Annotated in this window: 18 protein-coding genes and 1 pseudogene; 10 read left to right on the plus strand and 9 right to left on the minus strand. The window is 62.9% G+C overall.

The window, feature by feature from the left end:
* Position 1 precedes the first annotated feature (1 nt).
* Positions 2 to 1,207, minus strand: a complete 1,206-nt coding sequence (locus tag Q1A06_RS15835) for a hypothetical protein (protein ID WP_299565799.1) — start codon at positions 1,205 to 1,207, stop codon at positions 2 to 4.
* A gap of 30 nt (positions 1,208 to 1,237) precedes the next feature.
* Positions 1,238 to 2,518 (minus strand): nucleotide sugar dehydrogenase, encoded by a 1,281-nt coding sequence (locus Q1A06_RS15840; RefSeq protein ID WP_299565803.1) that lies wholly within the window; start codon positions 2,516 to 2,518, stop codon positions 1,238 to 1,240.
* A 230-nt stretch (positions 2,519 to 2,748) separates the two neighbouring features.
* Between Q1A06_RS15840 and Q1A06_RS15845 the strand changes: the two genes are divergently transcribed.
* Complete coding sequence (locus Q1A06_RS15845; protein ID WP_299565806.1) at positions 2,749 to 5,253, plus strand: mechanosensitive ion channel family protein; 2,505 nt, start codon at positions 2,749 to 2,751, stop codon at positions 5,251 to 5,253.
* 5 nt (positions 5,254 to 5,258) lie between these two features.
* Here Q1A06_RS15845 and Q1A06_RS15850 read toward each other — a convergent pair whose 3' ends face one another.
* The 3 genes and pseudogenes from Q1A06_RS15850 to Q1A06_RS15855 all read right to left on the minus strand — a co-directional run bounded on the left by Q1A06_RS15850 (position 5,259) and on the right by Q1A06_RS15855 (position 7,349).
* Entirely contained in the window at positions 5,259 to 5,612 is a 354-nt protein-coding gene (locus tag Q1A06_RS15850; protein ID WP_299565809.1) for a hypothetical protein, read from the minus strand.
* A gap of 163 nt (positions 5,613 to 5,775) precedes the next feature.
* Positions 5,776 to 6,345: pseudogene (locus tag Q1A06_RS21085) on the minus strand (acyltransferase family protein); the annotation flags it as partial.
* Positions 6,345 to 7,349, minus strand: coding sequence for a sterol desaturase family protein (locus Q1A06_RS15855; RefSeq protein ID WP_299565812.1), 1,005 nt, complete (start codon positions 7,347 to 7,349; stop codon positions 6,345 to 6,347). The pseudogene Q1A06_RS21085 and the gene Q1A06_RS15855, both read right to left, overlap by 1 nt.
* A gap of 151 nt (positions 7,350 to 7,500) precedes the next feature.
* Between Q1A06_RS15855 and Q1A06_RS15860 the strand changes: the two genes are divergently transcribed.
* Entirely contained in the window at positions 7,501 to 8,301 is an 801-nt protein-coding gene (locus tag Q1A06_RS15860) for an MBL fold metallo-hydrolase (protein WP_299565814.1), read from the plus strand.
* Between the two features lie 50 nt (positions 8,302 to 8,351).
* Here Q1A06_RS15860 and Q1A06_RS15865 read toward each other — a convergent pair whose 3' ends face one another.
* The 4 genes from Q1A06_RS15865 to Q1A06_RS15880 are packed head-to-tail and all read right to left on the minus strand — an operon-like array spanning position 8,352 to position 14,206.
* A complete protein-coding gene (locus Q1A06_RS15865) occupies positions 8,352 to 9,506 on the minus strand; it encodes an ABC transporter permease (RefSeq protein ID WP_299565817.1) in 1,155 nt (384 codons plus the stop codon).
* Positions 9,506 to 10,531 (minus strand): ABC transporter permease, encoded by a 1,026-nt coding sequence (locus Q1A06_RS15870; protein WP_299565820.1) that lies wholly within the window; start codon positions 10,529 to 10,531, stop codon positions 9,506 to 9,508. Before Q1A06_RS15870 ends, Q1A06_RS15865 begins: the two co-directional genes overlap by 1 nt.
* Positions 10,528 to 12,444: an ABC transporter substrate-binding protein gene (locus tag Q1A06_RS15875; protein WP_299565823.1), complete on the minus strand. Its 1,917-nt coding sequence runs from the start codon at positions 12,442 to 12,444 to the stop codon at positions 10,528 to 10,530. Before Q1A06_RS15875 ends, Q1A06_RS15870 begins: the two co-directional genes overlap by 4 nt.
* A complete protein-coding gene (locus Q1A06_RS15880; RefSeq protein ID WP_299565826.1) occupies positions 12,437 to 14,206 on the minus strand; it encodes an ABC transporter ATP-binding protein in 1,770 nt (589 codons plus the stop codon). Before Q1A06_RS15880 ends, Q1A06_RS15875 begins: the two co-directional genes overlap by 8 nt.
* Before the next feature lie 152 nt (positions 14,207 to 14,358).
* On the opposite strand from Q1A06_RS15880, the gene Q1A06_RS15885 reads away from it, so the two are divergent.
* From Q1A06_RS15885 to Q1A06_RS15920, 8 genes are all read left to right on the plus strand, one after another.
* Positions 14,359 to 14,850 (plus strand): class I SAM-dependent methyltransferase, encoded by a 492-nt coding sequence (locus tag Q1A06_RS15885; protein ID WP_299565829.1) that lies wholly within the window; start codon positions 14,359 to 14,361, stop codon positions 14,848 to 14,850.
* Between the two features lie 247 nt (positions 14,851 to 15,097).
* Entirely contained in the window at positions 15,098 to 15,472 is a 375-nt protein-coding gene (locus tag Q1A06_RS15890; protein WP_299565832.1) for a hypothetical protein, read from the plus strand.
* Positions 15,473 to 15,489: 17 nt separating this feature from the next.
* Positions 15,490 to 17,583, plus strand: coding sequence for a 3-hydroxyacyl-CoA dehydrogenase NAD-binding domain-containing protein (locus Q1A06_RS15895; RefSeq protein WP_299565835.1), 2,094 nt, complete (start codon positions 15,490 to 15,492; stop codon positions 17,581 to 17,583).
* Between the two features lie 177 nt (positions 17,584 to 17,760).
* The gene (locus Q1A06_RS15900; RefSeq protein WP_299565838.1) at positions 17,761 to 18,954 is read left to right on the plus strand and encodes an acyl-CoA dehydrogenase family protein; all 1,194 of its coding nucleotides are present in this window, start codon (positions 17,761 to 17,763) and stop codon (positions 18,952 to 18,954) included.
* 5 nt (positions 18,955 to 18,959) lie between these two features.
* Positions 18,960 to 20,093, plus strand: coding sequence for an acyl-CoA dehydrogenase family protein (locus tag Q1A06_RS15905; RefSeq protein WP_299565841.1), 1,134 nt, complete (start codon positions 18,960 to 18,962; stop codon positions 20,091 to 20,093).
* Positions 20,074 to 20,508 carry a PaaI family thioesterase gene (locus Q1A06_RS15910; RefSeq protein ID WP_299565843.1) on the plus strand — a complete coding sequence of 145 codons (435 nt, stop codon included), beginning with the start codon at positions 20,074 to 20,076 and terminating at the stop codon, positions 20,506 to 20,508. The genes Q1A06_RS15905 and Q1A06_RS15910 overlap by 20 nt, the downstream gene beginning before the upstream one ends.
* Positions 20,505 to 21,275 (plus strand): oxepin-CoA hydrolase, alternative type, encoded by a 771-nt coding sequence (locus Q1A06_RS15915; RefSeq protein ID WP_299565846.1) that lies wholly within the window; start codon positions 20,505 to 20,507, stop codon positions 21,273 to 21,275. Before Q1A06_RS15910 ends, Q1A06_RS15915 begins: the two co-directional genes overlap by 4 nt.
* A 38-nt stretch (positions 21,276 to 21,313) precedes the next feature.
* On the plus strand, positions 21,314 to 22,807 hold the full coding sequence (locus Q1A06_RS15920; protein WP_299565848.1) for a class I adenylate-forming enzyme family protein: 1,494 nt from the start codon (positions 21,314 to 21,316) through the stop codon (positions 22,805 to 22,807).
* The last annotated feature ends 63 nt before the right edge of the window (positions 22,808 to 22,870 follow it).

Here is a 22,870-nt window from a genome sequence, read left to right on the forward strand (position 1 = left end):
TTCAATCCTCCCTCTGCATCAGGGCGCGACCGCGCCGCACCACGAAATCAAGCCCGTCCAAAAGCCTGTCGGCTCCCGCCTCGGACGGTTTTCCCTGTGTCGGCAATCCCCGGATCGCCCTGATCATCGCCTCGGGCGTCATGCCGTCGCGGCTTTCATCGAGCATCTGAACAAGACCCAGTTCCTCCGCGCGGCTGGCGCGGATCCACTGTTCGAGACGCGGTGTGGTGCGGGGCACGATCACCGCGCGGCGGTCAAAGCTGAGGACTTCGCAAAACGTGTTGTAACCGCCCATGCAGATTACCCCTTGCGCGCCTGCGAACAAGGCCTCGATCCGGCTGTCGAAGCCGCTGGCCGTCACCCGCCCGTCCAGCCGTGCAACCCGCGCATCCAGCGCGTCGCGCGTTTCACCAGAAAGAAACGGACCATAGACCAGCATCGCGTTCGGTTCCAGCGTCGGATCGGCTTCGTAGGCGGCCAGTACCAGTGACACCATCGCGGCCCCGTCGCCACCGCCGCCCGGTGTGATGAGGATATAGGGCGCCTCGGGCACTTCTGCATTGTCTGTCACCTGACGGCGCAGATAGCCGGTATAGTGGATGCGGGCGCGTGTGGCATCGCTGAGCGGAAGGCCACGGGTGGGATCATAGAAATCCTCCGAGCCATAGACCCAGAATTCGTCGTAATAGGCTTCGGCCGCGTGAACCGCACCCTTGCGCGCCCACTCGGCGGCAAGAACCTCCGGCGCGTCCAGCACGTCGCGCAGACCCAGCACGATCCGGCACTCGCCGCGCGATTGAAGCCATTCGAGCGTCGGCAGCAACTCTCCGCGGAAACCGGTCGGCTCCTTGTCGACGATAAGCAGATCGGGGCTGTACTGCTCCACCGCTGTCTGGATCAGGCCCGCGCGCAAATTCGTGGTCGCGTCGATGTCGAGGCCAAGCGTCTGGCTGATGTAGGAACCGTCAGGCAGCTTTGTCACCCCCGGCAGCCGGATATGATCGACGCGTTCTGGAAACGTGAACCGTCCCGCGACAGGCGAGCCGGTGAGGATGATGGCAGATGCGCGGTCGTCACCCTGCGTCAGCGCCGAGGCCAGCGCGCGCGATCGGCGCAAGTGGCCAAGACCGAAAGTATCGTGGCTGTACAGCATGACACGGCGGCCGGGTACACGCTCTGCGGCATTGTGAATCGCCTCTTGCGGCATGGCTGCCCCCTTTTTCCGTCTGTTGGCGGCTCAAAGCCTCAGGTCACTGCCTGATTTGCCAAAAATTCCCTTGATGTCGTAAACCAGCGCAACTTGCTTGCCGTAGGCCCGGATGGCGTCTGCACCCAACTCGATAAATTCGCGGTGCCCGACCGCCACGATGATTGCGTCGTACTGGCCGTTTTGCGGACTGGCAACCGCGCTGACCCCGTGTACGGTGCTCAGTGTTTCGGTGCCGACCCACGGATCATGTACATCGGCGCGCACGCCGTATTCGTCCAGTTCTGCCACGATATCGGCGACACGGGTGTTGCGGGTATCGGCGCAGTTTTCCTTGAACGTGTAGCCCAAAATCAGAACGCGCGCCGCGCGCACGCCAATATCGCGCTTGAGCATCGTCTTGATCAGGGTTTGCGCCACATGCGCGCCCATGTGGTCGTTGATCCGCCGCCCCGCGAGTATCACTTCGGGGTGATAGCCAAGCTGCTCGGCGCGGTAGGTGAGATAATAGGGATCGACACCGATGCAATGCCCGCCCACCAGACCGGGGCGGAAGGGCAGGAAATTCCATTTGGTGCCGGCGGCCTCCAGCACCTCCAGCGTGTCTAGTCCGAGGCGCGCGAAGATCAGCGCAAACTCGTTGACCAGCGCGATGTTGAGATCGCGTTGCGTGTTTTCGATTACTTTGGCGGCCTCGGCAGTGGCGATTGAAGACGCGCGGTGCAGACCGGCTTTCACGACCGGCGTATAGATCGCCTCGACCCGTGCGAGGGTATCGTCGTCCTGCGCCGCGATGATCTTGATCACGTTTTCCATCGAATGCTCGGCATCGCCGGGGTTCACCCGTTCGGGGGAATAGGCCAGCTTGATCTGCCGTCCCGGTTCAAGACCGCTACCCGCTGCAAGGGCAGGGCCGCACACGTCCTCGGTTACGCCGGGGTAGACCGTGCTTTCCAACACCACCAAGGCACCGTCCGTCAGATGCGGCGCGATGCTGGCACATGCGCCCAGCACGGGCCCCAGATCGGGGGTCTTGGCGTCGGTGATCGGGGTCGGGACCGCGATGATGAACGCGGTCCTGCCTGCCAGATCGGCGGCGTCGTGGGAAAACCGGGCCGTCGTTGCCGCGACCTTTTCATCTGTGATCTCACCGTTCGGATCGTGCCCTGCGCGCAGCGCGTCGATCACGGGCGCGTGGATGTCAAAGCCCAGCACGTCGAACCCCGCGCGCGCCAGCGCAAGCGTCAGGGGGAGACCGACATACCCAAGTCCCAAAACGGCAATCCGATCTTGTGCTGTCTGGGATGGCATCGGCGAGTCCTCGAAGTGAAAATGCGACAGGCACGTCCCGGAGGCGGCTCGCGCATCGCTATGGCATGAAATGCGACCCGGTGTAAAATATCAACAAACACATGACACGCGGCGCTCTACTTCGTGACAGGTGGGGGCGGACCTCGGAATTGCAATGCCGCAGCCGAGTGACTAGCGTCACATCAGGGTGATCGCCACTCTTTGATCGGGCAGGAAAAGGATTTCTATCCATGCTAAACCGCACGGTCGCCGCATTCATTTTCGTTGTTTTCTCCGTACTCATATCGGCCGGACAGACGGACGCACAGGGTCTGGGCAGCCTGTTTCCTGGATCGCAGGTGGACCAGACGACCGGCACCCCCCTCGCACAGGCCCTGAGTCAGGCCGCCGGGGAGGGGAACGCCGTCGTCGTGCTCGATGCTGACGGCAATATCGTCGCACAGGTTGCGGCGCGCGACACCGGCCCCGTGCCGGCGCAGGTGGACCAGCATTCGGCACTGATGAATGCACAGGCCACTGCGGATGCGCTGCGCGACGCGTTGTTGGCGCGGCTGGCGCAACTGCCAGCGGCCATCAACGAGGTGCTTTATATCCTGCGCGCGGCGTCTCCCGATGGCACCATCATGCTTTTCGTCAAGACGCTGGTCCTGAGCCTCGCGCTGTTCGGAATCGGTGTGGTGGTGGAGCGGGAGGTGTTCGCGAAAAGGTTTGCACGCCGTTTCGTTGTGGCACGGGCGCAGAAAGACCCCAAAGGATACGCGGAAAAGATGCCGTTTCTGGTGTTTCGTTTCTGTACCGGGGTCGCGGGCATTCTGGTGTCGATGGCCGTGGCCTATGTGATCGGCGCGCTGCTGTTTCCGCCGCTCGACGATACGGCGATGCAATTCACCGTCACCCTGATCAACGTCGGATACTTTGTCTGCCGTCTGGTGGCGGGGCTGTGGCGGATGATCCTGTCGCCGTTCCTGTCGCAATACCGCATTCCGATCTTCTCCGACCGTGATGCAAAGCGTCTGCACCGCTGGCTTTGGGTGATGGCCAGCTTTGACGCCTGCGCGATCCTGTTCGGAATATGGCTGAGCGAGTTGGGGTTGAACTACGACATCTACGCGCTGGTGACGGGGCTTTTGTCGGCGGCGGTCGTGCTGCTCAACATCCTTCTGGTACTGGTCAACCGGCGCGCGGTTTCCAATGCTTTGCGGCACGGAAAACCTATGGCCGACTGCAGCGCGCTCTCCCGGTTTCTCAGCCGCGTTTGGGCGCCTGCTGTCATTGTCTACGTCATCTTCGCGTGGTTCGAGCTGACCTACGACCTGATCCTTGAAATTCCCAGCTCGATCCCGCTGATCGCGGGCGGCTACGGCGTCCTGATGTCGATCATCATCGTCTACGGCGCGATCAACTATCTGATCGAACGCAGTTTCGCCCGCGCCCGCGCGATCCGTCTACTGCGGGCGCGGCAGGCCGAAGAGGAAAGGGCCGGGCACGCCCACAGTCGCGCCCGCGCGCAGGCCGCGCAGGTGTTGCGACAAGACGGCACAGACCCCGGCGCGGATGCGCAAGAGGCGGGGCCCAACCGCGCGACTGCTTTGGATGCCGCGCCCGACACCGCCAATTCGACAGCAGCCGAGCAGGTGATTGCGATGCCTGAGCGCGACTTGCCGGCGCCCGCGCTTAACAGCTTCGAGGCGCTGGCGCGACGGGTGGCCGGTATTCTCGCGTTCGTCGCGGGGACCTATGCGTTCTTCTACATCTGGGACAATGACAGCACCGAAATGGTCGAAACCGCCGCCGACCGTCTGCTTGACGTGATGGCGGTGATTTTCATCGGCTACATCGTCTATCACGCCTTCCGCATCTGGATCGACACCAAGATCGCCGAAGAAGCGGGCGACGAACCGGAGGACGAGGAAGAGTTCGGCGGCGAGGGCGGTGGCGCGTCCTCGGTATCGCGGCTGGCGACACTTCTGCCGCTGTTTCGCAACTTCGTGCTGATACTGGTGATCGTGACCGTCGGCCTGATCGTGTTGATGGAGTTCGGGATCAATGTGGGTCCGCTGTTTGCAGGCGCGGGCATCGTCGGAGTGGCTGTCGGCTTCGGCTCCCAGGCGCTGGTGCGCGACATCTTTGCCGGTGCTTTCTTTCTCTTCGACGACGCGTTCCGCAAGGGAGAGTATCTGGACGTGGGCGGTGTCAAAGGCACGGTCGAGAAGATCTCGGTGCGCTCTTTCCAGCTGCGCCACCATCTGGGCGCGCTGCACACCATTCCTTTCGGAGAGCTACAGGTGATGACCAACTACAGCCGCGATTGGGTCATCATGAAGCTGCCCCTGCGCGTGACCTACGACACCGATGTGGAAAAGGTCCGCAAGCTGATCAAGAAGCTCGGCATCGCGCTGCTGGACGACCCGGTGATCGGCGAGAATTTCATCCAGCCGCTCAAATCGCAAGGCGTGATCGAAATGCAGGACAGTGCGATGATCATCCGGGTAAAGTTCATGACCAAACCGGGCGACCAATGGCTGGTGCGCAAACGCGTCTACGAGGAGATCCGCGCGTTGTTCGAGCGGGAGGGGATCAAGTTCGCGCATCGCGAGGTGACCGTGCGGCTGGCGGATGGCCCGGTCGGGCATCTTTCCGAAGACCAGAAGCGCGAGATCGCCGCCGCCGCCCATGCATCGCTTGACCAGGACGAAGACGGCGCGGCCACCGCCGACACAACCGACGACCGCTGACGCCTCTATTCGGCGGCGACCGGATGCCGCGTTTTGCGCAAACCGCCCAACCGCAACAGACCGGCGCGCAGCGGCCCGATCCTGCGCTCGAAGATCTGCGCAAAAGCCAGACCAGTCCCCAGCGCCCCGAAAAGCAGGAGCGCATCGCGGGCGATTGCCGTCTCCGGCAGGGCGGCATCCAGCAGATGCAGGGCAGGGTAATGCGTTACATAGATCGAGAAACTCGCCCCGGCCATCCAGCGCACCCACAAGATGTCGCGTACGCTGTGCGCCGCAATCCGGGAAACCCCCAGCAGATGCATCGCCGTGAACACCCCGATCAGCGCGTTCCACATAAATTCGTCCGAGAACGCCAGCACGCTGCGATAGGACGCAGGTTCCAATGATCCCTGCCAGTGCGGCAGGCACACCCGCCCACAGGCAAGCGGCGTATAAGACAGGGCCAGCCAGCGCCAGCGGCCAGCCCGAAGGCCCGGGCGCGGAAGGACGCGACACGCGATGCCACAGCCAGACGCCCATCAACCACGCGGGCATCAGCAAAAGGATTCGCGGCCCGGCCAGCAGTGCCACGCAAATCAACAGCACCCATTTGCGCGGTCCGCGCAGGAACACGGCGATCCCGAACAAAAGATAATACGCCGCCTCGTAGCTGAGCGACCACAGCGGCCCGTTGGAGCCAAGGCGCACGCGGCCCCAGATGTCCCACTCATTGCCGAACATCGTGCCGCGCAGCAGCATTTCCCAAAAGCCCAGCGGCTGATAGAACCCCGCCGGATAGGCGCTGGCATCCACCGCTATTCCGATACGGTCGAACACGCATGTCAGGATGATCGCCGGTATCAGCACCAGCCACAGGCGCGTCAGCCTGTTGAACCCATAGCGCCCCGCCGTGCCGTCCCGCCCCGCTGCATACGCGATCACGAACCCCGACACCACGAAGAAGACGATGACAGCATCGCTGCCAATATTGAGTTCGCGCAGGATGGCATAGTCGCCCCGCGTAAAGCGTGGGTAGGCCAGATGCGACAGCACCACAGCGAAGGTCGCGCCGACACGCAACACATCGAGCCAAAGCGAAAGCCCCCGGTTCATTAAGCGGTCGGCGTGCTGTTGGCGGCGGCGTTCTGCGCGACGGCCGGGTCGCGCGATGTCCCTTTCCAAAGCGCCTCCCAGCTCTCGACGAAAGGATGCAACATCGCTGCGCGCAGTGTTGGGTGCGGCTGCTCGATCAACTGGCCGTTTGCGTCCGCCAGTCCAAAGGTGATGTCTTCATAGGTTTTCGGTACATAGAGGGTGCCGAACATCAGATCCCAAATCGCGAAGACTTCGCCGTAGTTCTTGTTGTAATGCTTCTTGTCCTTGGAATGGTGGATGTGATGCTGCGCGGGAGAGATGAACACATGCTCCAGCACCCGCCCGTAGCTCAGCCAGATATGGCTGTGGCGCAGGTTTGAGCCAAGCATGTTGAAGGTGAAATAGGCTGCGTTTACGCTGCCGATGGTCATGACATCGACATGTCCGACAAACACATACAGCATTACCCCCTGCGCTGAACCGAGGATCAGCCCCCGGATCACGATGCCGATCACGATATACATCGGATGTTTACGCTGTACCGTAAGAGGCGTCATCACCTCGGCGGAATGGTGCACCGCATGGAAGGGCCACAGCAACTGTGTTTCGTGGTGGATGCGGTGCGTCCAGTATACACAGAAATCCAGTGTCAGAACGATGATCAACGTGGCGAGGGCGCTCGTCGTCCAGGAGGTGCCGGCGGCAGCGCCTTGGGCGGGATCACCCGATAAAGCCGTGAGCACAAAATGGCTGACCGCAGGGGTCGCCGCAATCGCCGTGAAAGCACCGCCCATCGTCAGCAAAGTATTGAACGCGAAGATCTTTCCATCGACAAGGTTTGACTTGTGCAGATAGACGTCGCGCGGCAACAACCAGCTGACGAAGCTATTCGGCCTGCCCCGCGCACACCAGATGACGTAGGCCAGAACCACTGTTCCGGCGAGATACAAAAATGCGAGCCGCGAATTCCAGTTGAACAGAAAATCCATGAACTCGCGCAAGAAAAAAATCAGGTCCTGCATTATATCGCCTCGCAACATTTCCGTTCTCGATAGCGAAATAATCTGGCCATAAAATGGCAACGCAGGGCCGCTTTGACGGCCCGGGCCGCCCTTGATCTGCGGCAAATCCGCGCTACGCTTCTGCCCGGACAACAGCAAATACGGAGTGATCATGACATCTTTCAAAACACCATCCAGACGCCAGTTTCTCATTACCGGAGCCGCTGTGACAGGCGCAGTGACGTTTCTGCCCTACGGCGCGCGCGCTGCAGCCCACGGCGGCGATACGTTCGAGACACCCGGCGGTAACATCACGATCCATCCCGTTCACCATGCGTCCTTTGTCGCCGAGACACCCGTCGGGGTGATCTACGTCGATCCGGTCGATGGCGCCGACAGCTACAGCGCGTTTGCCAAGCCGGATCTGGTTCTGATCACGCACGAGCACGGCGACCACTACAATCAGGAAACGCTGGACGGAATCGTCGCCGAAGGCACGCAGATCATCGCAAATCCGGCGGTCTACGATATGCTGCCCGAAGCCATGCAGGCAAAAGCGTCCGCGGTCGAAAACGGCGGCACCGCCACATTCGAGGGTCTGTCGATCGAGGCGATCCCCGCCTACAACACCACCGAAGAGCGCAAGAACTTCCACCCGCAGGGGCGTGATAACGGCTACGTGCTCGGGTTTGATGGCTTCCGCATGTATATCTCCGGCGATACCGAGGACACGCCGGTAATGCGGGCATTGCAGAACATCGATCTGGCGTTCATCTCCATGAACCTGCCCTTTACGATGGACGCGAATGCCGCCGCATCCGCCGTGGCGGAATTCAAGCCGACCTATGTCTACCCCTACCACTATCGGGGCCGTGACGGCGGCACGCAGGATCCCGAGGCGTTCGCCAAGATGGTGGGCACCGACACGGAAACCAAGATGGGCGATTGGTACGAAGAAGGCGAGTTGGGCTGACCGATCGCCGACGCCAAAGGCGAAAGGGCGCGGCGCACACCGCGCCCTTTTCACGTTCGGTAGGGGTCGAGCGACGCGCGCAGGCCGTCGCCGAGGAAATTGAAGGCCAGCACAACCACGATGATCGGCAGCATCGGTGTCGCCGTCCAGGGATAGATCTCGATGCTCGCGAGGTTCTGCGCATCGTTAAGCATCACGCCCCAGCTGACAGCGGGTGCGCGCAGCCCCAGCCCCAGAAAGCTCAGCGCCGTCTCGCCCAGGATCATGGCCGGGATCGACAGTGTTGCGGACGCAATCAGATGGCTCATGAAGTTGGGCAGCAGGTGCCGTCTGATCACCCGCCCGGGCCGTGCACCCATCATCTCTGCGGCGCGCACGAACTCTTCTTCGCGCAGGCTGAGGAATTTTGAGCGGACCGCCCGCGCAAGCCCCGGCCAGTCGAGGATGCCCAGTATGATCGAGATGACAAAGAACACAGCAACCGGTCCCCAATTCGACGGCACTGCCGCAGAGAGCGCCAGCCACAAGGGGAGCTCGGGTAGGGAGCGCAGAATTTCGATCGCGCGATTCACGATCCAATCGGTCCTGCCGCCGAAATACCCGGCCAGCGCGCCAAAGAAGATCCCCAAGGCAAAGCTGACCGTGATGCCGATCAGCCCCACGGTCAGCGACAGTTGCGCGCCGTAGAGGATACGGCTGAAGACATCGCGGCCCAATCGGTCGGATCCCCACAGAAACATCGTCGCCCCGTCGGGCGCACAAAACAGATGCGTATCCGACGGGATCAGGCCAATCAGGTTGTACTGTGCACCTTCGCAGAAAAACTCCAGCGGCATCGGGCTGGTTTCGTCCGTGTGATAGGTCCAGCGGTAGTTTTCCAGATCCGCTTGCGCCGTCGTCGGATAGACGAACGGGCCGATGAAATCTCCGGCGTGCCACAGGTTGATCCCCTGCGGCGGATGATAGAGGTAATCGGCGCTGCGCTCGTTGGCAGTGTAGGGCGAAACGAACCCTGCCACCGGCAAGATAAGATAGCACAAAAGCAGGAACACCCCCGAAATCAGCCCCAGCTTGTGCCGCCGGAACTTGCGCCACACCAGTACATAGGCCGGGGCGTCGAATTCGGCGCGCGCGATTTCGGACAGGTCCGCGTCATCGGTCCAGGGTGCCGTGTCGACAAATCTGTTGGACGGCTGGATCCCCATCAGTCTCGCGCGCCCATGCGAATGCGTGGATCCAGCAGCACCAGCAGCAGGTCCGAGATCATCGTCCCGATCAGCGTCAACAGGGCCACGAACATCAGCACGAAGGCGGCCAGAAACTGGTCCTGGGATTTCAGCGCGGTCAGCAGATAGGGGCCGATCGTTTGCAGGCCCAGCACCACCGACACCAGAACCGACCCCGACACCATCGCGGGCAACAGATTGCCCAGATCGGCGACGAACGGATTGAACGCCATGCGCAGCGGATATTTGCGCAGCATCTTCGACGGCTTCATGCCCTTGGCGATGGCTGTCTCGACGTAGGGCTTGCTCAACTCGTCGAGCATATTGGCGCGCAGCCGCTGCATCATCGCCGCGGCCCCCGACGTGCCGATCACGAAGGTCGGCACGATCAAATGTACGAGAATGGATTTAACCTTGGGCCACGACATCGGCTGGCCCTCGAACGCGGGCGCCATCAGCCCCCCGATAGGCAGATCAAAGTACTTGTGACCATAATAGAACAGCATCAGCGCCAGAAGGAAGTTTGGCGTGGCAAGGCCCAGATACCCGACGAACCCTGCCGTGTAATCCACCCAGGTCTCCGATTTTGCCGCTGCCAGAACACCCAGCGGCAGCGCCACGACATAGACGAAAATGACCGCCGCCAGATTGACCAGCACTGTCAGCCAGAGCGCATCGCCGACGATCTCCGCGACGGGGCGGTCGAATTCGAAGGACCAGCCGAAATTGCCCTGAATCAGCCCGAAAAACCCCTGCGGCCCCGGCGCAAAGCCCGCCCAAATCAGGTATTGCTCCCAAATGGGCCGATCAAGCGCGTATTCGCGGCGCAGGAATTCTGCCTTGGCCACCCCTTCGGCCTGTCCCGTCGCGCGCAGCTCGGCGATCTGGTTGGACAAATAATCGCCGGGTGGCAGATTGATGATCACGAACACCAGGATCGACACGACCCACAGCGTCAGCAGCATCGTCGCAAACCGCATAACGGCATATTGCAGCAACATCATTGGCCCACCTGTCGCAATGGATCGTCAAGGAAGAACTCGTCGATGCGGTGGATGCCAAGATGGGCGCCCGGATCGTAGGCCCAGATCGCTTGCTCGGGGACATTGTGCAACCGGTCGGACACGACGACCGGCTGCGGCGCACCGGCGAGAATCCCGATGGCGAACTGCTCTTCAGCATGAATGTGCAGCATCTCTTCCCAGATTTCGGTGCGTTCGGCGGTATCGGTCGTGCGCGACCACGCCTTTTCCAGCTCCAGCAGGCGCTGGGCGGCAGGCATATCGGGGGCCTCACCGGCCTGTTCCAGCGTCTGGAAATACTGGCCCCACATCGGCCAGGCAAAGAATTCCTGTTGCGTCGGCGCCAAATATTGCGGCGAGGTTTCGGGGCGTGGCAGCCCGTTGTCCCAGCCGTACCAGACCGACGCCATCGTCAGCCCCGCATAGACGCGGTTGCGCAGGATATCGCGGTCCAGTGGCCGCATGATCAGCCGGAGGCCCAGATCACGCCATGTATCTGCGATGATCGTCAGCGCGTTTTCCTCTTCCTGCCGCTCACCTGCCGTTTCGATGACGAATTCCATCGCCCGGCCGTCGGGCAGCTTGCGCAGGCCATTCGCCGCGCGCTCGGTCAGGCCCATCTCGTCCAGCAGCGCGTTGGCACGCGCCAGATCCAGATCCGCCCAGGCATGCAGATCATCCGCATCGTACAACGGGCTTTGCGGCAGCGCCGTCATGCCCCCCTCGCTGGCGAGCCCGAAATAAAGCGCGCGGTTGATCATGCGCCGGTCGATCCCGAGGCTGAGCGCGTGGCGGAACCGCACATCGCGCATGACCTCGCGCCAGACCGGATCGGCAAAATTCAGGTTGGGATAGATCGCGATCTGGCTTGCCGTGCCGTTGGCCCACAGATAGGTGCGGTAGGGCGCACCGTCTGCCTCGCCCTTCTTGAGGATCGCGATATCGCGGAAATCGAGGCCGCGCGCCTGAAGATCGACTTCGCCTGCGTTGGCCTTGGCCGCGATCAGGCCGCCGCCCACCACCGTCATTTCGATCACGTCGATATAGGGCAGCTGTGTGCCCTGCGTGTCGATCCGGTGGTAATAGGGGTTGCGCACGAACAGCGTACGCGAGGAGGCGTCACCGGTGGCGTTGATCCAGGGCTGCAGGGTGGGCAGATCCGGATTGTCGTACTTGTACATGTTGTCGTATTTATTGTGCAGCGCGGCCCAACTTGTGACCCGTGCACCGGCAATCATCCCGGCCAGTTCCGTCGGGGGCGTGAATGCAATGTGAAACTGTTTAAGGTAGTGCGCGGGCCGGTAAATGAACGGTGGGCGGGCCTGTGCCAACAGCGGCAAAAAGCCAGGTTTGGGCGTGTCCCATTCAAAAACCACGGTCTGCGCATCGGGAAAACTCACACGTCCGGGCTTGCCGTTCGCCAACATCCATTCCGGCGGTCCGGTCGGCGTGATCTCGGCGTTGTTGGCCACATGAACCCACCAGTATTCGAAATCGGCAGAGGTGAACGGCGCGCCGTCTGACCATCGGTGCCCGGGCCGCAGGTGCAGCGTGAACCGCTGGTCGTTTTCGTTGGTCACATCGCGCAGGATATCCGGGTACAGCGTATAATCGGGCGCGTATCCCACCAGCCGCCCGTACCCATAGACGACCATCTGGCGAATGTCCTTGCTGCGCGACACCAGCGTGCGCAAGGTGCCGCCCTGTATCCCGGTTCTGCGCCCCTTCGCCTCCAGATCGACGACGAGCGGCGTATCTGGCAAGCGTTGCGCCACCGGCGGCAGATCCCCGGCGGAAACTTCCGTTTGCCAGAACTGCGTCTCGCGCGGCTCGGGCGTTTGGGCGGCGGCGGGCAGGGCCACCGCGAGCAAGAGAGGCACTATGTATCTAAGCATGGCACCGCACCTTGTGGCCGCTTCCCACTTCGCGCAGGGCCGGGGCCTCGGTTCCTTCGAACCGGTACATTTCCGGCCAGCTTGACGGTGCGCCCGCCCCCCGCGCGACAAGATCGAGGTTGATGGGCCGCGTAATGTCGGGGTCTGGCCGTGCCGCGATCAACGCTTTGGTATAGGGGTGTTGCGGATTGTAGAACAGCGTGTCGGGCGGTGCCTGCTCGACGATGACACCGCCGCGCATGACGGCGACATCGTCAGCGATCCGCGACACAACGGCCAGATCGTGGCTGATAAAGAGATAGCTCAGGCCCGCGCGGTCGCGGATCTCTTCGAGCAGGCTCAGGATCTGATCCTGCACCGACACGTCCAGCGCCGAGGTAGGCTCGTCGCACACCAGAAGGCTTGGGTCCAGCGTCAGCGCCCGCGCGATCGACAGGCGCTGGCGCTGGCCGCCCGAAAACGCATGTGGATAGCGCGGCAGCATGTCGGGGCTCAAACCCACCATGCGGACCATCTCGGCGGCCTTTTCGCGCTGTTCGGCGCGGGTGCCGATGCCGTGTATCTCCATCGGTTCGCACAGCGCCGACACCACTCGCATGCGCGGCGACAGGGACGAATAGGGATCCTGAAACACCATCTGCGCCGCGCGCTGGAAGTGGCGGCGCTGGGCGGCGTCCATGTCGTGCACCCGTATCGGGACAGAGCCGGGAGCGGCGCGAAACAGCACCTCCCCGCCCGGATCCGGCTTCACGGCACCCAATGCGACCCGCGCGCATGTCGTCTTTCCCGACCCGCTTTCGCCCACCACGGCCAGCGTCCTGCCGCGCGGCAGCGTCAGAGTTATATCGCGGCAGGCGGTCACGACGAACGGTTTGCGCCAGCGGCCCGTCTTCATGGTGAAGCTCTTGGTAACGTTGCGGATATCCAGGATTGGATCCGCGCTTACCGGTCTTGCCGCCGCGGGGGCCGCCGTCGCGGGAATGACCGGTGCTGCCGCGAACAGCTTGGCAGTATAACCATGCGCCGGCGCGCCAAGGATATCCATGGCCCGGCCGCTTTCCATCACGCGGCCCTTGTTCATCACCACAACGCTATCGGCCATGTTTGCCACGACGCCCAGATCGTGGGTGACCAGAATAACGGCCATGCCGGTTTCGCGCTGCAGATCCTTGATCAGGCCCAGAACCTGCGCCTGCGTGGTGACGTCCAGCGCCGTCGTCGGTTCGTCCGCGATCAACAGGTCGGGGCGTGATATCACGGCCATCGCGATCATCGCACGCTGTCGCATGCCGCCCGACATCTCGAAGGGATAGCTGCTCCAGGCGCGCTCTGGATCAGGAAAGCCCACCCGCTCGAACTGCGCGAGGACCAGACGCCGGGCCTGCGCACCGCTGATCGAGCGGTGCAGATGCAGCACCTCGGCCACCTGATTGCCCAGCCGGTGCAACGGCGAGAGTGAACGCATCGGCTCCTGAAAGATCATCGAGATACGATCGCCGCGCAGGCTGCGCAGGGTCTTGGGCGTCGCGGTCAGGATATCGCAATCGGAATGGCCGCTGCGATAACGGATGCTGCCGGCGCGCAGCTGCGCCGCGGCGGGCAGGATCCGCAGTACCGCCCGACAGGTCAGCGTCTTGCCGGACCCGCTTTCGCCGACGAGCGCCAGCGTTTCGCCCCTGTCCACGCGAAAGCCCACGCCGTCGACGACCGGCGGCGCGTTGCCGAACGCGATGCTGAGTGATGAAACGTCGAGTAACGGCATGGGTATCCCTGTTCGCAGCCTTGAGTGAACCCCATATCCCGCGCAACGTCCAGCGTTCAGACGCGTCGCGTTTTGCTCTCATCTGTGGCAACGGGGGTTACATTGGCCCTGCGATGTACCAGATAGGGTGCATGGCTTACGGAGAGTATCTTATGACCCGCCTCGATCTGTTTATCGCCCGCATGGTATCGCAGCGTGCCTGCATAGATCATGCCATCGAACTGACCGCTGACATGAGCGGTCCGGTGTTCGAATTGGGCCTTGGCAACGGGCGCACCTTCGATCACATCCGCGACCGCATTTCCGGGCGCGATATCCTTGTGTTCGAGCGCACGGTCGCGTCGCATCCCGAAAGCACCCCGACCGATGAACAGTTGGTGATGGGTGATGTATTCGAGACGCTCCCGAGGATGCTGGAACGGCTCGGCCCGACGGTCAGCTTTGCCCACGCTGATCTGGGCGGGCATAACCCGAAGAAGAACGCCGGGTTCGCACGCGCCGTCTCGCCTTTGATCGAGGCGGTGATGGCACCCGGCGGCGTCATGGTTGCGAGCGACCGGATGTATTTCGATACTCTGATCGAATTGCCCCGGCCCGAGGGTGCAATACCGGACCGCGCGTTCATCTACCGAAAACCAACCTGATCCCCCCCCCCGGTAGGCCCCTTTTCGTCCGGTATCCCCATCCGGGCGGTCATATCTTTCCCAAAGATCCGCTTGCACCGTGCGCCGAACCCGCCGGTCCTTCTTTCGGAAAATGGCGAGACAGTCTGCAAAGGACGGTCTACGATCAGAAACCATGAACCCTCCGCTTTGGCACCCCAGATGCCATCGCGCTCTTGCCGATTGTGTCGTTCCCTGTACTCTGGCGGATCATTCCAAGGGCGGCTCAATGACGCAAGACACACCCGACACCGCGCCTGCCGAGGGCAGCAACGACCGCAAGTTCACCAATGCGCCGACGCGCGGTTTGAATGTGTCGCGCGCCTCCCGGCGCGACGGCTGGGACCGGCGGGTTGAGCAGGGATTTGCCATCGCATCCGAAGCGGCGCGATATGCCTCGACAATCAACGCGGTAAGCGTGCCATACTACGCCGGAGAATTCGGCGCGGCAGTCGCCTTTGTCCGTGGTGCGCTGCCCCCCGATTTGCCTCCCGATCTGCCGCGCGCACGGGCGCAGTCCGACGTCGGACCGGCCTTTTACGCGCTTGCCAACGCGCACGAAAACCGCAGCGGCCACGCCCCCGCGCTTGGCCGGCGCGGATAAACAACCAAGGAGTCACCATGCCCGATAAAGTAGCCTATGCCGTCCACGACATGATCGCCGTCCTGCGGATCCAGAACCCGCCGGTCAACGCCTTGAGCCAGGCCGTCCGACAGGGGCTGTCCGACGCGATGGACCGCGCCGAGGCGGACGATGCGGTTCACGCCGTGGTGATCGTCGGAGATGGACGCGCGTTCATCGCCGGTGCCGACATCACCGAATTCGGCAAACCGCCGATGGAGCCGAACCTTCCGGATCTGTGCACCCGTATCGAACAATCGCCGCTGCTCGTCGTGGCTTCCATGCACGGTGTCAGCCTTGGCGGCGGGCTCGAGGTCGCGCTAGGCTGTCATTACCGGGTCGCACAGCCCTCCGCACGGGTGGGGCTTCCCGAAGTGCATCTGGGTATCCTGCCCGGTGCGGGCGGCACCCAGCGTTTGCCGCGCGTGGCGGGTGCCGCGAACGCGGTCGATGCGATCACCACGGGCCGCCACATTAAGGCCGACGAGGCGCAGAAGATGGGCATCATCGACCGCATCGAGGAAGGCGACCCGCAAGAGGTGGGCATCGCCTATGCAATGGACCTGTTGAGCGAGAACGCCCCGCGCCGCCCTGTCAGCGAGATGCCCGCGCCCGAAGGCATCGACTGGGACGCGAAATACGACGCCGTTCTGAAAAAGGGCCGCGGACAGATCAGCCCCGCCACCGCCGTGCGCGCAGTGCAGGCCGCGTCCGAGCTGCCCTTCGACGAAGGCATGAAACGCGAACGCGAATTGTTCATGGAGCTGATGGACACCGATCAGCGCAAGGGCCTGATCCACGCGTTCTTCAACGAGCGCGCGGTCAGCAACCTGCCCGAACTCAAAGGCGTCGAGCCGCGCCACCTGCAATCGGTGGGCATCATCGGCGGCGGCACGATGGGTGCGGGCATCGCCACGGCGGCGCTTCTGGCGGGGCTCGAAGTCGTGCTGATCGAGACGGGCGAGGAACAGGCGACCGCCGCCCGCGGCCGCATCGAGGGCAACCTGCAGGGCGCGTTGAAACGTGGCAAGATCAGCCAGCAGAAATTCGATGCGCTGATCACTGTCGCGCTGACCGTCTCGGTGAAATACGACAGCCTGAAAGATGTCGATCTGGCGATTGAAGCGGTGTTCGAGGACATGGCCGTCAAGCACGAGGTTTTCGCCAAGCTGGACGCCACGTGCAAGCCGGGCTGTGTGTTGGCCACCAACACATCCTATCTGGACGTGAACGAAATCGCCGCCGCCACGTCGCGTCCCGAAGACGTGATCGGGCTGCACTTCTTCTCCCCCGCGCATGTGATGAAACTGCTCGAAGTCGTGGTGGCCGACAAGACCGCGCCCGACGTGGTGGCGACCGGCTTCGCGCTGGGCAAGATGCTGGGCAAGGTGTCGGTGCGCGCGGGCGTGTGCGACGGCTTCATCGGCAACCGGATCCTCGCCGTCTACCGCACGGCAGCGGACCACATGGTGCTCGATGGCGCGTCGCCCTACCAGATCGACCGGGCGCTCACGAACTTCGGCTTTGCGATGGGGCCGTTCGCGGTTGCCGATCTGGCGGGGCTGGATATCGGCTGGGCCACGCGCAAGCGCAAGGCACCGCACCGCCACCCCGAAGAGCGGGTGCCGACCTATATCGACAAGCTGTGCGAGCAGGGGCATTTCGGCCAGAAGACGGGCGAGGGCTATTATGTCTACACCGAAGGACAGCGCGGCGGTAAACCCAATCCCAAGATTGCCGAGTTGATTGCGGCGGAGCAGCGCGAGCGCGGCATTAGCCCGCGTGAATTCTCCGACGAGGAGATCGTGCACCGCTATATGTGTGCGATGGTGAACGAGGCCGCCAAGGTGGTCGGGGAAGGCATCGCGCGCCGCCCGCTCGATGTGGATATGACATTGCTATTCGGTTACGGATTCCCGCGCTACTGGGGCGGTCCGATGAAGTGGGCTGACATTCAGGGGCTGCCCAAGGTGCTGGCCGCCATCGAAGGCTACGCCGAAGAGGATGCCTGGTTCTGGCAACCCGCGCCGTTGCTGCAAAAACTGGTCGACGAGGGGCGCAGTTTTGACGACCTCAACAAGGCGGAAAGGTGACGCGACGGAATGAAATTGTCGTCGTGAAAGACTCGCATTCGCGGGCAATCGCGGTAACGTGGCACTGCAAGGGATGAGAGCAATCGTCGCGGTACCAACGCGCTTGCCGCTGCTAGTTAAAGGCTGAGCGGTCAGCGTACCGCCCGATTGTAAGAGATTTATGGAGAGGAAGACAAAATGGATCTGAGCTATTCCGAGGAAGAAAAGGCATTCCGTGCCGAGGTACGGGCATTTCTGGAAGAGAAGCTGCCAAAAGAGCTGTCCGAGAAAATCCGCACCGGCGCAGATCTGGGCAAGGACGACATCGAACGCTGGCACGCGATCCTGAACGAGCAGGGCTGGCTTGCGCCGAACTGGCCCAAAAAGTTCGGCGGTGCCGAATGGAACGCGGTGCAAAAGCACATTTTCGAGGAAGAGGCGGCGATGGCCCACGCCCCGCGCATCGTGCCTTTCGGTCTCGGTATGCTGGCACCCGTGCTGCAAAAATTCGGCTCACAGGAACAGAACGATTACTGGCTGCCGCGCATCCTGTCCGGTGAGGACTGGTGGTGCCAAGGCTATTCCGAGCCGGGCGCGGGATCGGATCTGGCCTCGCTGAAATGCGAAGCGGTGCGCGATGGCGACCACTACATCGTGAATGGTCAGAAAACGTGGACGACACTGGGCCAGCATGCAAACATGATTTTCTGTCTGGTGCGCACCGACAAGACCGTAAAGCAGCAAGAGGGCATTTCCTTTCTGTTGATCGACATGGAAACGCCCGGCGTCGAAGTGCGCCCGATCATCCTGCTCGACGGCACCCATGAGGTGAACGAAGTCTGGTTCACGGATGTGAAGGTGCCCGTCGAGAACCTCGTCGGTGAAGAGAACAAGGGCTGGACCTATGCCAAGTACCTGCTGACCCACGAGCGCACCAACATCGCGGGCGTCGGGTTTTCGCAGGCCGGTCTGCGCGCGGTCAAGCGCATCGCCAAGGCCGAAATGGCGGGTGGCAAGCCATTGATGCAGAACCCGCATTTTGCCGCGCGTGTCGCACAGGTGGAAATCGACCTGATGGCGATGTCCACGACCAACCTGCGCATCGTCTCCAAGGCGGCGTCGGGAACGGCCCCGGGCGTGGAATCCTCCATGCTCAAGGTCAAGGGCACGATTATCCGCCAGGAGATCAACGATCTGGCCCGCCGCGCCGCTGGCGTCTACGCGATGCCGTTCGCGTCCGAGGCACTCGAAGGCTCGAACGAGGCGCTGCCCGATCCGCTGGCCGCCGGTCCTGTGGCCGCGCAATATTTCAACAACCGCAAGCTGTCGATTTTCGGGGGATCCAACGAAATCCAGCGCGGCATCATTGCCAAAATGACGATGGGAGGCTGATAGCCATGAACTTTGAACTGACAGAAGAACGTCAGATGTTGCAGGACACACTCCGGCGTTTCCTGCGCGACCGCTACGACACCGCGACGCGCAACGCCATCCTTGAATCCGACAGCGGCATGTCGCCCGATATCTGGTCCGAACTGGCCGAACTGGGCGTGATCGGCGCGCTGTTCAGCGAAGAGCACGGCGGCTTTGGCGGCAAGGGGTTCGACATTGCGGTCGTCTTCGAAGAACTGGGCCGCGCCGGTGTGGTCGAGCCGTTTCTGGATACCGCCGTTCTGGCCGGTGGCCTGATCGCCGATCTGGGCAACGATGAACAAACGGCGCACGTCGAAACGATCATCGGCGGCGGTCTGCAACTGGCCTTCGCCCACGGCGAGCCAAGCAGCCGCTATGATCTCGACCGTGTCAGCACCTCGGCCACCGAAAAAGGCGATGACATCGTGCTGAGCGGGCGCAAGGCCGTGGTCGTCAACGCCGAAGCCGCCGACATGCTGGTCGTCTCCGCGCGCGAAAGCGGTGAGGTGGGTGATGCGGACGGTATCTCACTGTTCCTCGTGCCTAAGGACGCGAAGGGGCTGACCATGCAGGGCTATGCGCTGCTGGCCGGGGGCCGTGCGGCGGAAGTGACTCTGGACGATGTCACCGTTCCCGCCTCCGCCCGTCTGGGCGCCGCGGGCAAGGCATCCGCCGCGATCGAGGCGCGCATCGCCGCTGCCAACGTCGCGCAGACGGCTGAGACGCTGGGCGCAATGGAGACCGCCTGCAGCCTGACCAAGGACTATCTGGGCCAGCGCAAGCAGTTCGGTCGCCCCATCGGCACCTTCCAGGCGCTGGCGCACCGGATGGCCGATCTGCTCATCGAGATGGAGCAGGCGCGGTCTTCGGTGATCCTTGCTGCCGGCAATCTGGAAAGCGAGCGCACGGTGCGGGAAATGAACATCTCCGGCACCAAGAACCTGATCGGTCGTGCCGGTCGTCTGGTCGCCGAAGAGTCGATCCAGATGCATGGCGGCATCGCCATGACGCAGGAATATGAACTGGCGCATATCGCCAAACGTATCGTGATGGCCGACCACCGCTTTGGCGACGTCGATCACCATCTGGAGCGGTTCATTGACCTCGCAGCAGCTTGAAGAAGAAAACGCCGGTCTCATTTTCAATGAGACCGGTACACAACGGCTGGTCGGCTATATCGTGGACGTGAACGATCCGCCGCACGGGCGATGCCATCTTGATGTGAACGAAACCCATCTTAACCGGCACGGGGCCTTGCATGGCGGGATTGCCGTAACGCTGCTCGACAACGCGTCGGGCACCACCGGATCGCTGACCGTGGACCGCACCGGCAAGGCACCGTTTCTGACCGTTTCGATGAACACCCAATTCGTCGGATCGGGGCGACCCGGACGGATGACTGCAACGGGCACCGTGACCGGCGGCGGACGCAGCCTGCTGTTCATTGCCGCAGAACTGCGCCACGCGGACGGCACGCTGGTGGCCACATCGACAGGCGTGTTCAAACGCGTCCCACAGGAGAAACTGACATGAGCGCACGGCTGGAAGACGCGGGTGACCGCCTGATCATATGGAACGGCAACACCGAGAAGCGGGGCGCGCTGTCGCCCGAGCTTTATACCTGCATTCTGGAAGCGATGGAGAAGGCGCAGGAGCCGCGCATCCGCTCGGTTATCCTTACCTCCGAGGGGCCGTTTTTCTGTGCGGGCGGGGATCTGACCGTTCTGATCACCCGGCAGGGGATGCCGGAGGAAGAACGCCGTCAGGGCATCGAAGGTCTGCACGATATCATCCGCGCGATGCGCGCCTGTCCGGTACCGATCATCGCCGCCGTCGAAGGCGGTGCGGCGGGGGCGGGGCTGAGCTTTGCGCTGGCCTGCGACATTCTGGTCGCCGCAAAGGGCGCGAAATTTGTCGCCGCTTACGTCAAGGCCGGTCTGGTGCCCGACGGTGGCCTGACGGCACATCTGGCGCGCTGCGTGCCGCGTCAGGTCGCAATGGAGATGTGCCTGCTGGCCCAGCCGGTGCTGGCCGAGCGGATGTACGAACTGGGCGCGGTCAACACGCTTGCCGATACGGGCGGTGCGATGGCGGCGGCGACGGCATACGCCGACCGGCTGGCCAAGGGACCGCGCGCCGCACAAGCCGCGATCCGGTCGATGGTAAGCAATGCCTATGATCTGAGCGAGGCGGACCAGCTTGACATCGAACGCGACGCCATGGGTTTTGCCACCGGTGCGCCGGAAGCCGCCGAAGGCATCGCGGCATTCTTGGAAAAACGCGCGCCCGACTACGGCTGAGACCGCAGAGGCGACGTGCGAAAAGGGAGGAGACCGGCATGGCTCGGGTAGTGGATTTTTTGACGGCGCAGGTGGACCGCGCACCCGACAACATGGCGGTGAGCGATTCAAGCGGTGCCGCCTGGACCTACGCGGATCTCGACCGCGCCAGCGACGATCTGGCGTCTGAGCTGACGGCGGCGGGCGTGGTTGCGACCGACCGCGTGTTGCTGCTCGTCGAGAACTGCGCCGCTGCGGTGGCAACGCTGCACGCAGGCTGGAAGATCGGTGCGGTGGTGATCCCGTTCAACGCGCGCCAGACTGACGGCGAGGTGGACAAGGTGATCCGCCACGCCACCCCCGCCGCTGTCGTGGCAACGGCGCATGTCTCGGGCGATGCGAAGACCCATGGCGAGCGGTTGGGCGGCACCGAGATCACCGGCGCGTTCGGCACGCTGTTGCTGGCGCGACGGGAGTCGGACCCCGACCCGCAGCTGGAGGACGTGGCCGTCCTGCTTTATACCACCGGGACCACCGGCGATCCCAAAGGTGTGATGCTGACGCACGGAAACATGCGCTTCGGTGCGCAAGCCTCGTCAGGCCTGCGCGAGATGACGTCGGATGACGTGGTTTACGGCGTGCTGCCGATGAGCCATGTGTTCGGCCTTGTCTCCGTGCTGACGGGCGCGTGTTTCAGCGGCGCGCATGTCCGGATTGAAGCGCGGTTCTCGGCGCAGAAGTTGTTTGATGCGGCGATGGACGGCGTCACGATCATTCCGGCGGTGCCGCAGATGCACGCGCTGGTGATGCAGTTTACCAAGGAAAAGGGTATGACCCGGCTGGGTGCTCCAAAGCTGCGCTATGTCTCGTCGGGCGGTGCGCCGCTGGACCCGGCGTGGAAGCGCAAGGCGGAAAGCTTTTACGAGCTGCCGTTGCAGAACGGATTTGGCATGACCGAGACCTCCTCGGGCGCGTCCGCGACCCGCAACGAGATCGGCGATCCGGATGTTTCAGTCGGACCGATCACGCCGGGGACGCAAGTGCGCATAGACGATGCGGCACCCGGTGGCAACGGCGCGGGCGAGGGTGAGGTGCTGGTGCGCGGCGCGCATGTGATGAAGGGCTACTATCGCAACGCCGCGGAAACGGCCAAGGCGCTTGATGCCGATGGCTGGCTGCGCACCGGCGATCTGGGTAAGCTGGACGACGAAGGCCGACTGTACATCCTTGGCCGGACCAAGGAGCTGATTATTCACGGCGGCTTCAACGTCTACCCGCCCGAGGTCGAAGCGGCGCTGAACGACCATCCGCAGGTGATCCAGTCCGCCGTTGTGGGCCGGACCAAGGACGGCGACGAAGAAGTGCTGGCGTTCGTGCAGGTCGCCGATGAGGACCGCCCGCGCGTCGAGGATCTGCGCGCCTTCGTGAAGGAACGGCTGGCGGGGTACAAGCGCCCCAAGCATATCATCTTGGCGACGGAGCTGCCGGCGGCACCGACGGGAAAACTGCTCAAGCACAAGATGATTGCGGTTCTGGGCGGCGACCTGCCGTGACTGTGGTGGCATGTCGCGCGCGGCAATGTTTCGCGCGCGAAAGGTTTGCATTAACAACAGGTT

The organism is uncultured Sulfitobacter sp. (assembly GCF_947497275.1).
Taxonomy (GTDB): Bacteria; Pseudomonadota; Alphaproteobacteria; order Rhodobacterales; family Rhodobacteraceae; genus Sulfitobacter.

Excerpts from the sequence above, each read along its gene's own strand:
- Q1A06_RS15905 (WP_299565841.1), top strand. The coding sequence starts at position 18,960 with ATGAACTTTGAACTGACAGAAGAACGTCAGATGTTGCAGGACACACTC.
- Q1A06_RS15885 (WP_299565829.1), top strand. The coding sequence starts at position 14,359 with ATGACCCGCCTCGATCTGTTTATCGCCCGCATGGTATCGCAGCGTGCC.
- Q1A06_RS15875 (WP_299565823.1), bottom strand. The coding sequence starts at position 12,444 with ATGCTTAGATACATAGTGCCTCTCTTGCTCGCGGTGGCCCTGCCCGCC.
- Q1A06_RS15870 (WP_299565820.1), bottom strand. The coding sequence starts at position 10,531 with ATGATGTTGCTGCAATATGCCGTTATGCGGTTTGCGACGATGCTGCTG.
- Q1A06_RS15920 (WP_299565848.1), top strand. The coding sequence starts at position 21,314 with ATGGCTCGGGTAGTGGATTTTTTGACGGCGCAGGTGGACCGCGCACCC.
- Q1A06_RS15895 (WP_299565835.1), top strand. The coding sequence starts at position 15,490 with ATGCCCGATAAAGTAGCCTATGCCGTCCACGACATGATCGCCGTCCTG.
- Q1A06_RS15845 (WP_299565806.1), top strand. The coding sequence starts at position 2,749 with ATGCTAAACCGCACGGTCGCCGCATTCATTTTCGTTGTTTTCTCCGTA.
- Q1A06_RS15890 (WP_299565832.1), top strand. The coding sequence starts at position 15,098 with ATGACGCAAGACACACCCGACACCGCGCCTGCCGAGGGCAGCAACGAC.
- Q1A06_RS15915 (WP_299565846.1), top strand. The coding sequence starts at position 20,505 with ATGAGCGCACGGCTGGAAGACGCGGGTGACCGCCTGATCATATGGAAC.
- Q1A06_RS15865 (WP_299565817.1), bottom strand. The coding sequence starts at position 9,506 with ATGGGGATCCAGCCGTCCAACAGATTTGTCGACACGGCACCCTGGACC.
- Q1A06_RS15840 (WP_299565803.1), bottom strand. The coding sequence starts at position 2,518 with ATGCCATCCCAGACAGCACAAGATCGGATTGCCGTTTTGGGACTTGGG.
- Q1A06_RS15900 (WP_299565838.1), top strand. The coding sequence starts at position 17,761 with ATGGATCTGAGCTATTCCGAGGAAGAAAAGGCATTCCGTGCCGAGGTA.
- Q1A06_RS15835 (WP_299565799.1), bottom strand. The coding sequence starts at position 1,207 with ATGCCGCAAGAGGCGATTCACAATGCCGCAGAGCGTGTACCCGGCCGC.
- Q1A06_RS15880 (WP_299565826.1), bottom strand. The coding sequence starts at position 14,206 with ATGCCGTTACTCGACGTTTCATCACTCAGCATCGCGTTCGGCAACGCG.
- Q1A06_RS15855 (WP_299565812.1), bottom strand. The coding sequence starts at position 7,349 with ATGCAGGACCTGATTTTTTTCTTGCGCGAGTTCATGGATTTTCTGTTC.
- Q1A06_RS15860 (WP_299565814.1), top strand. The coding sequence starts at position 7,501 with ATGACATCTTTCAAAACACCATCCAGACGCCAGTTTCTCATTACCGGA.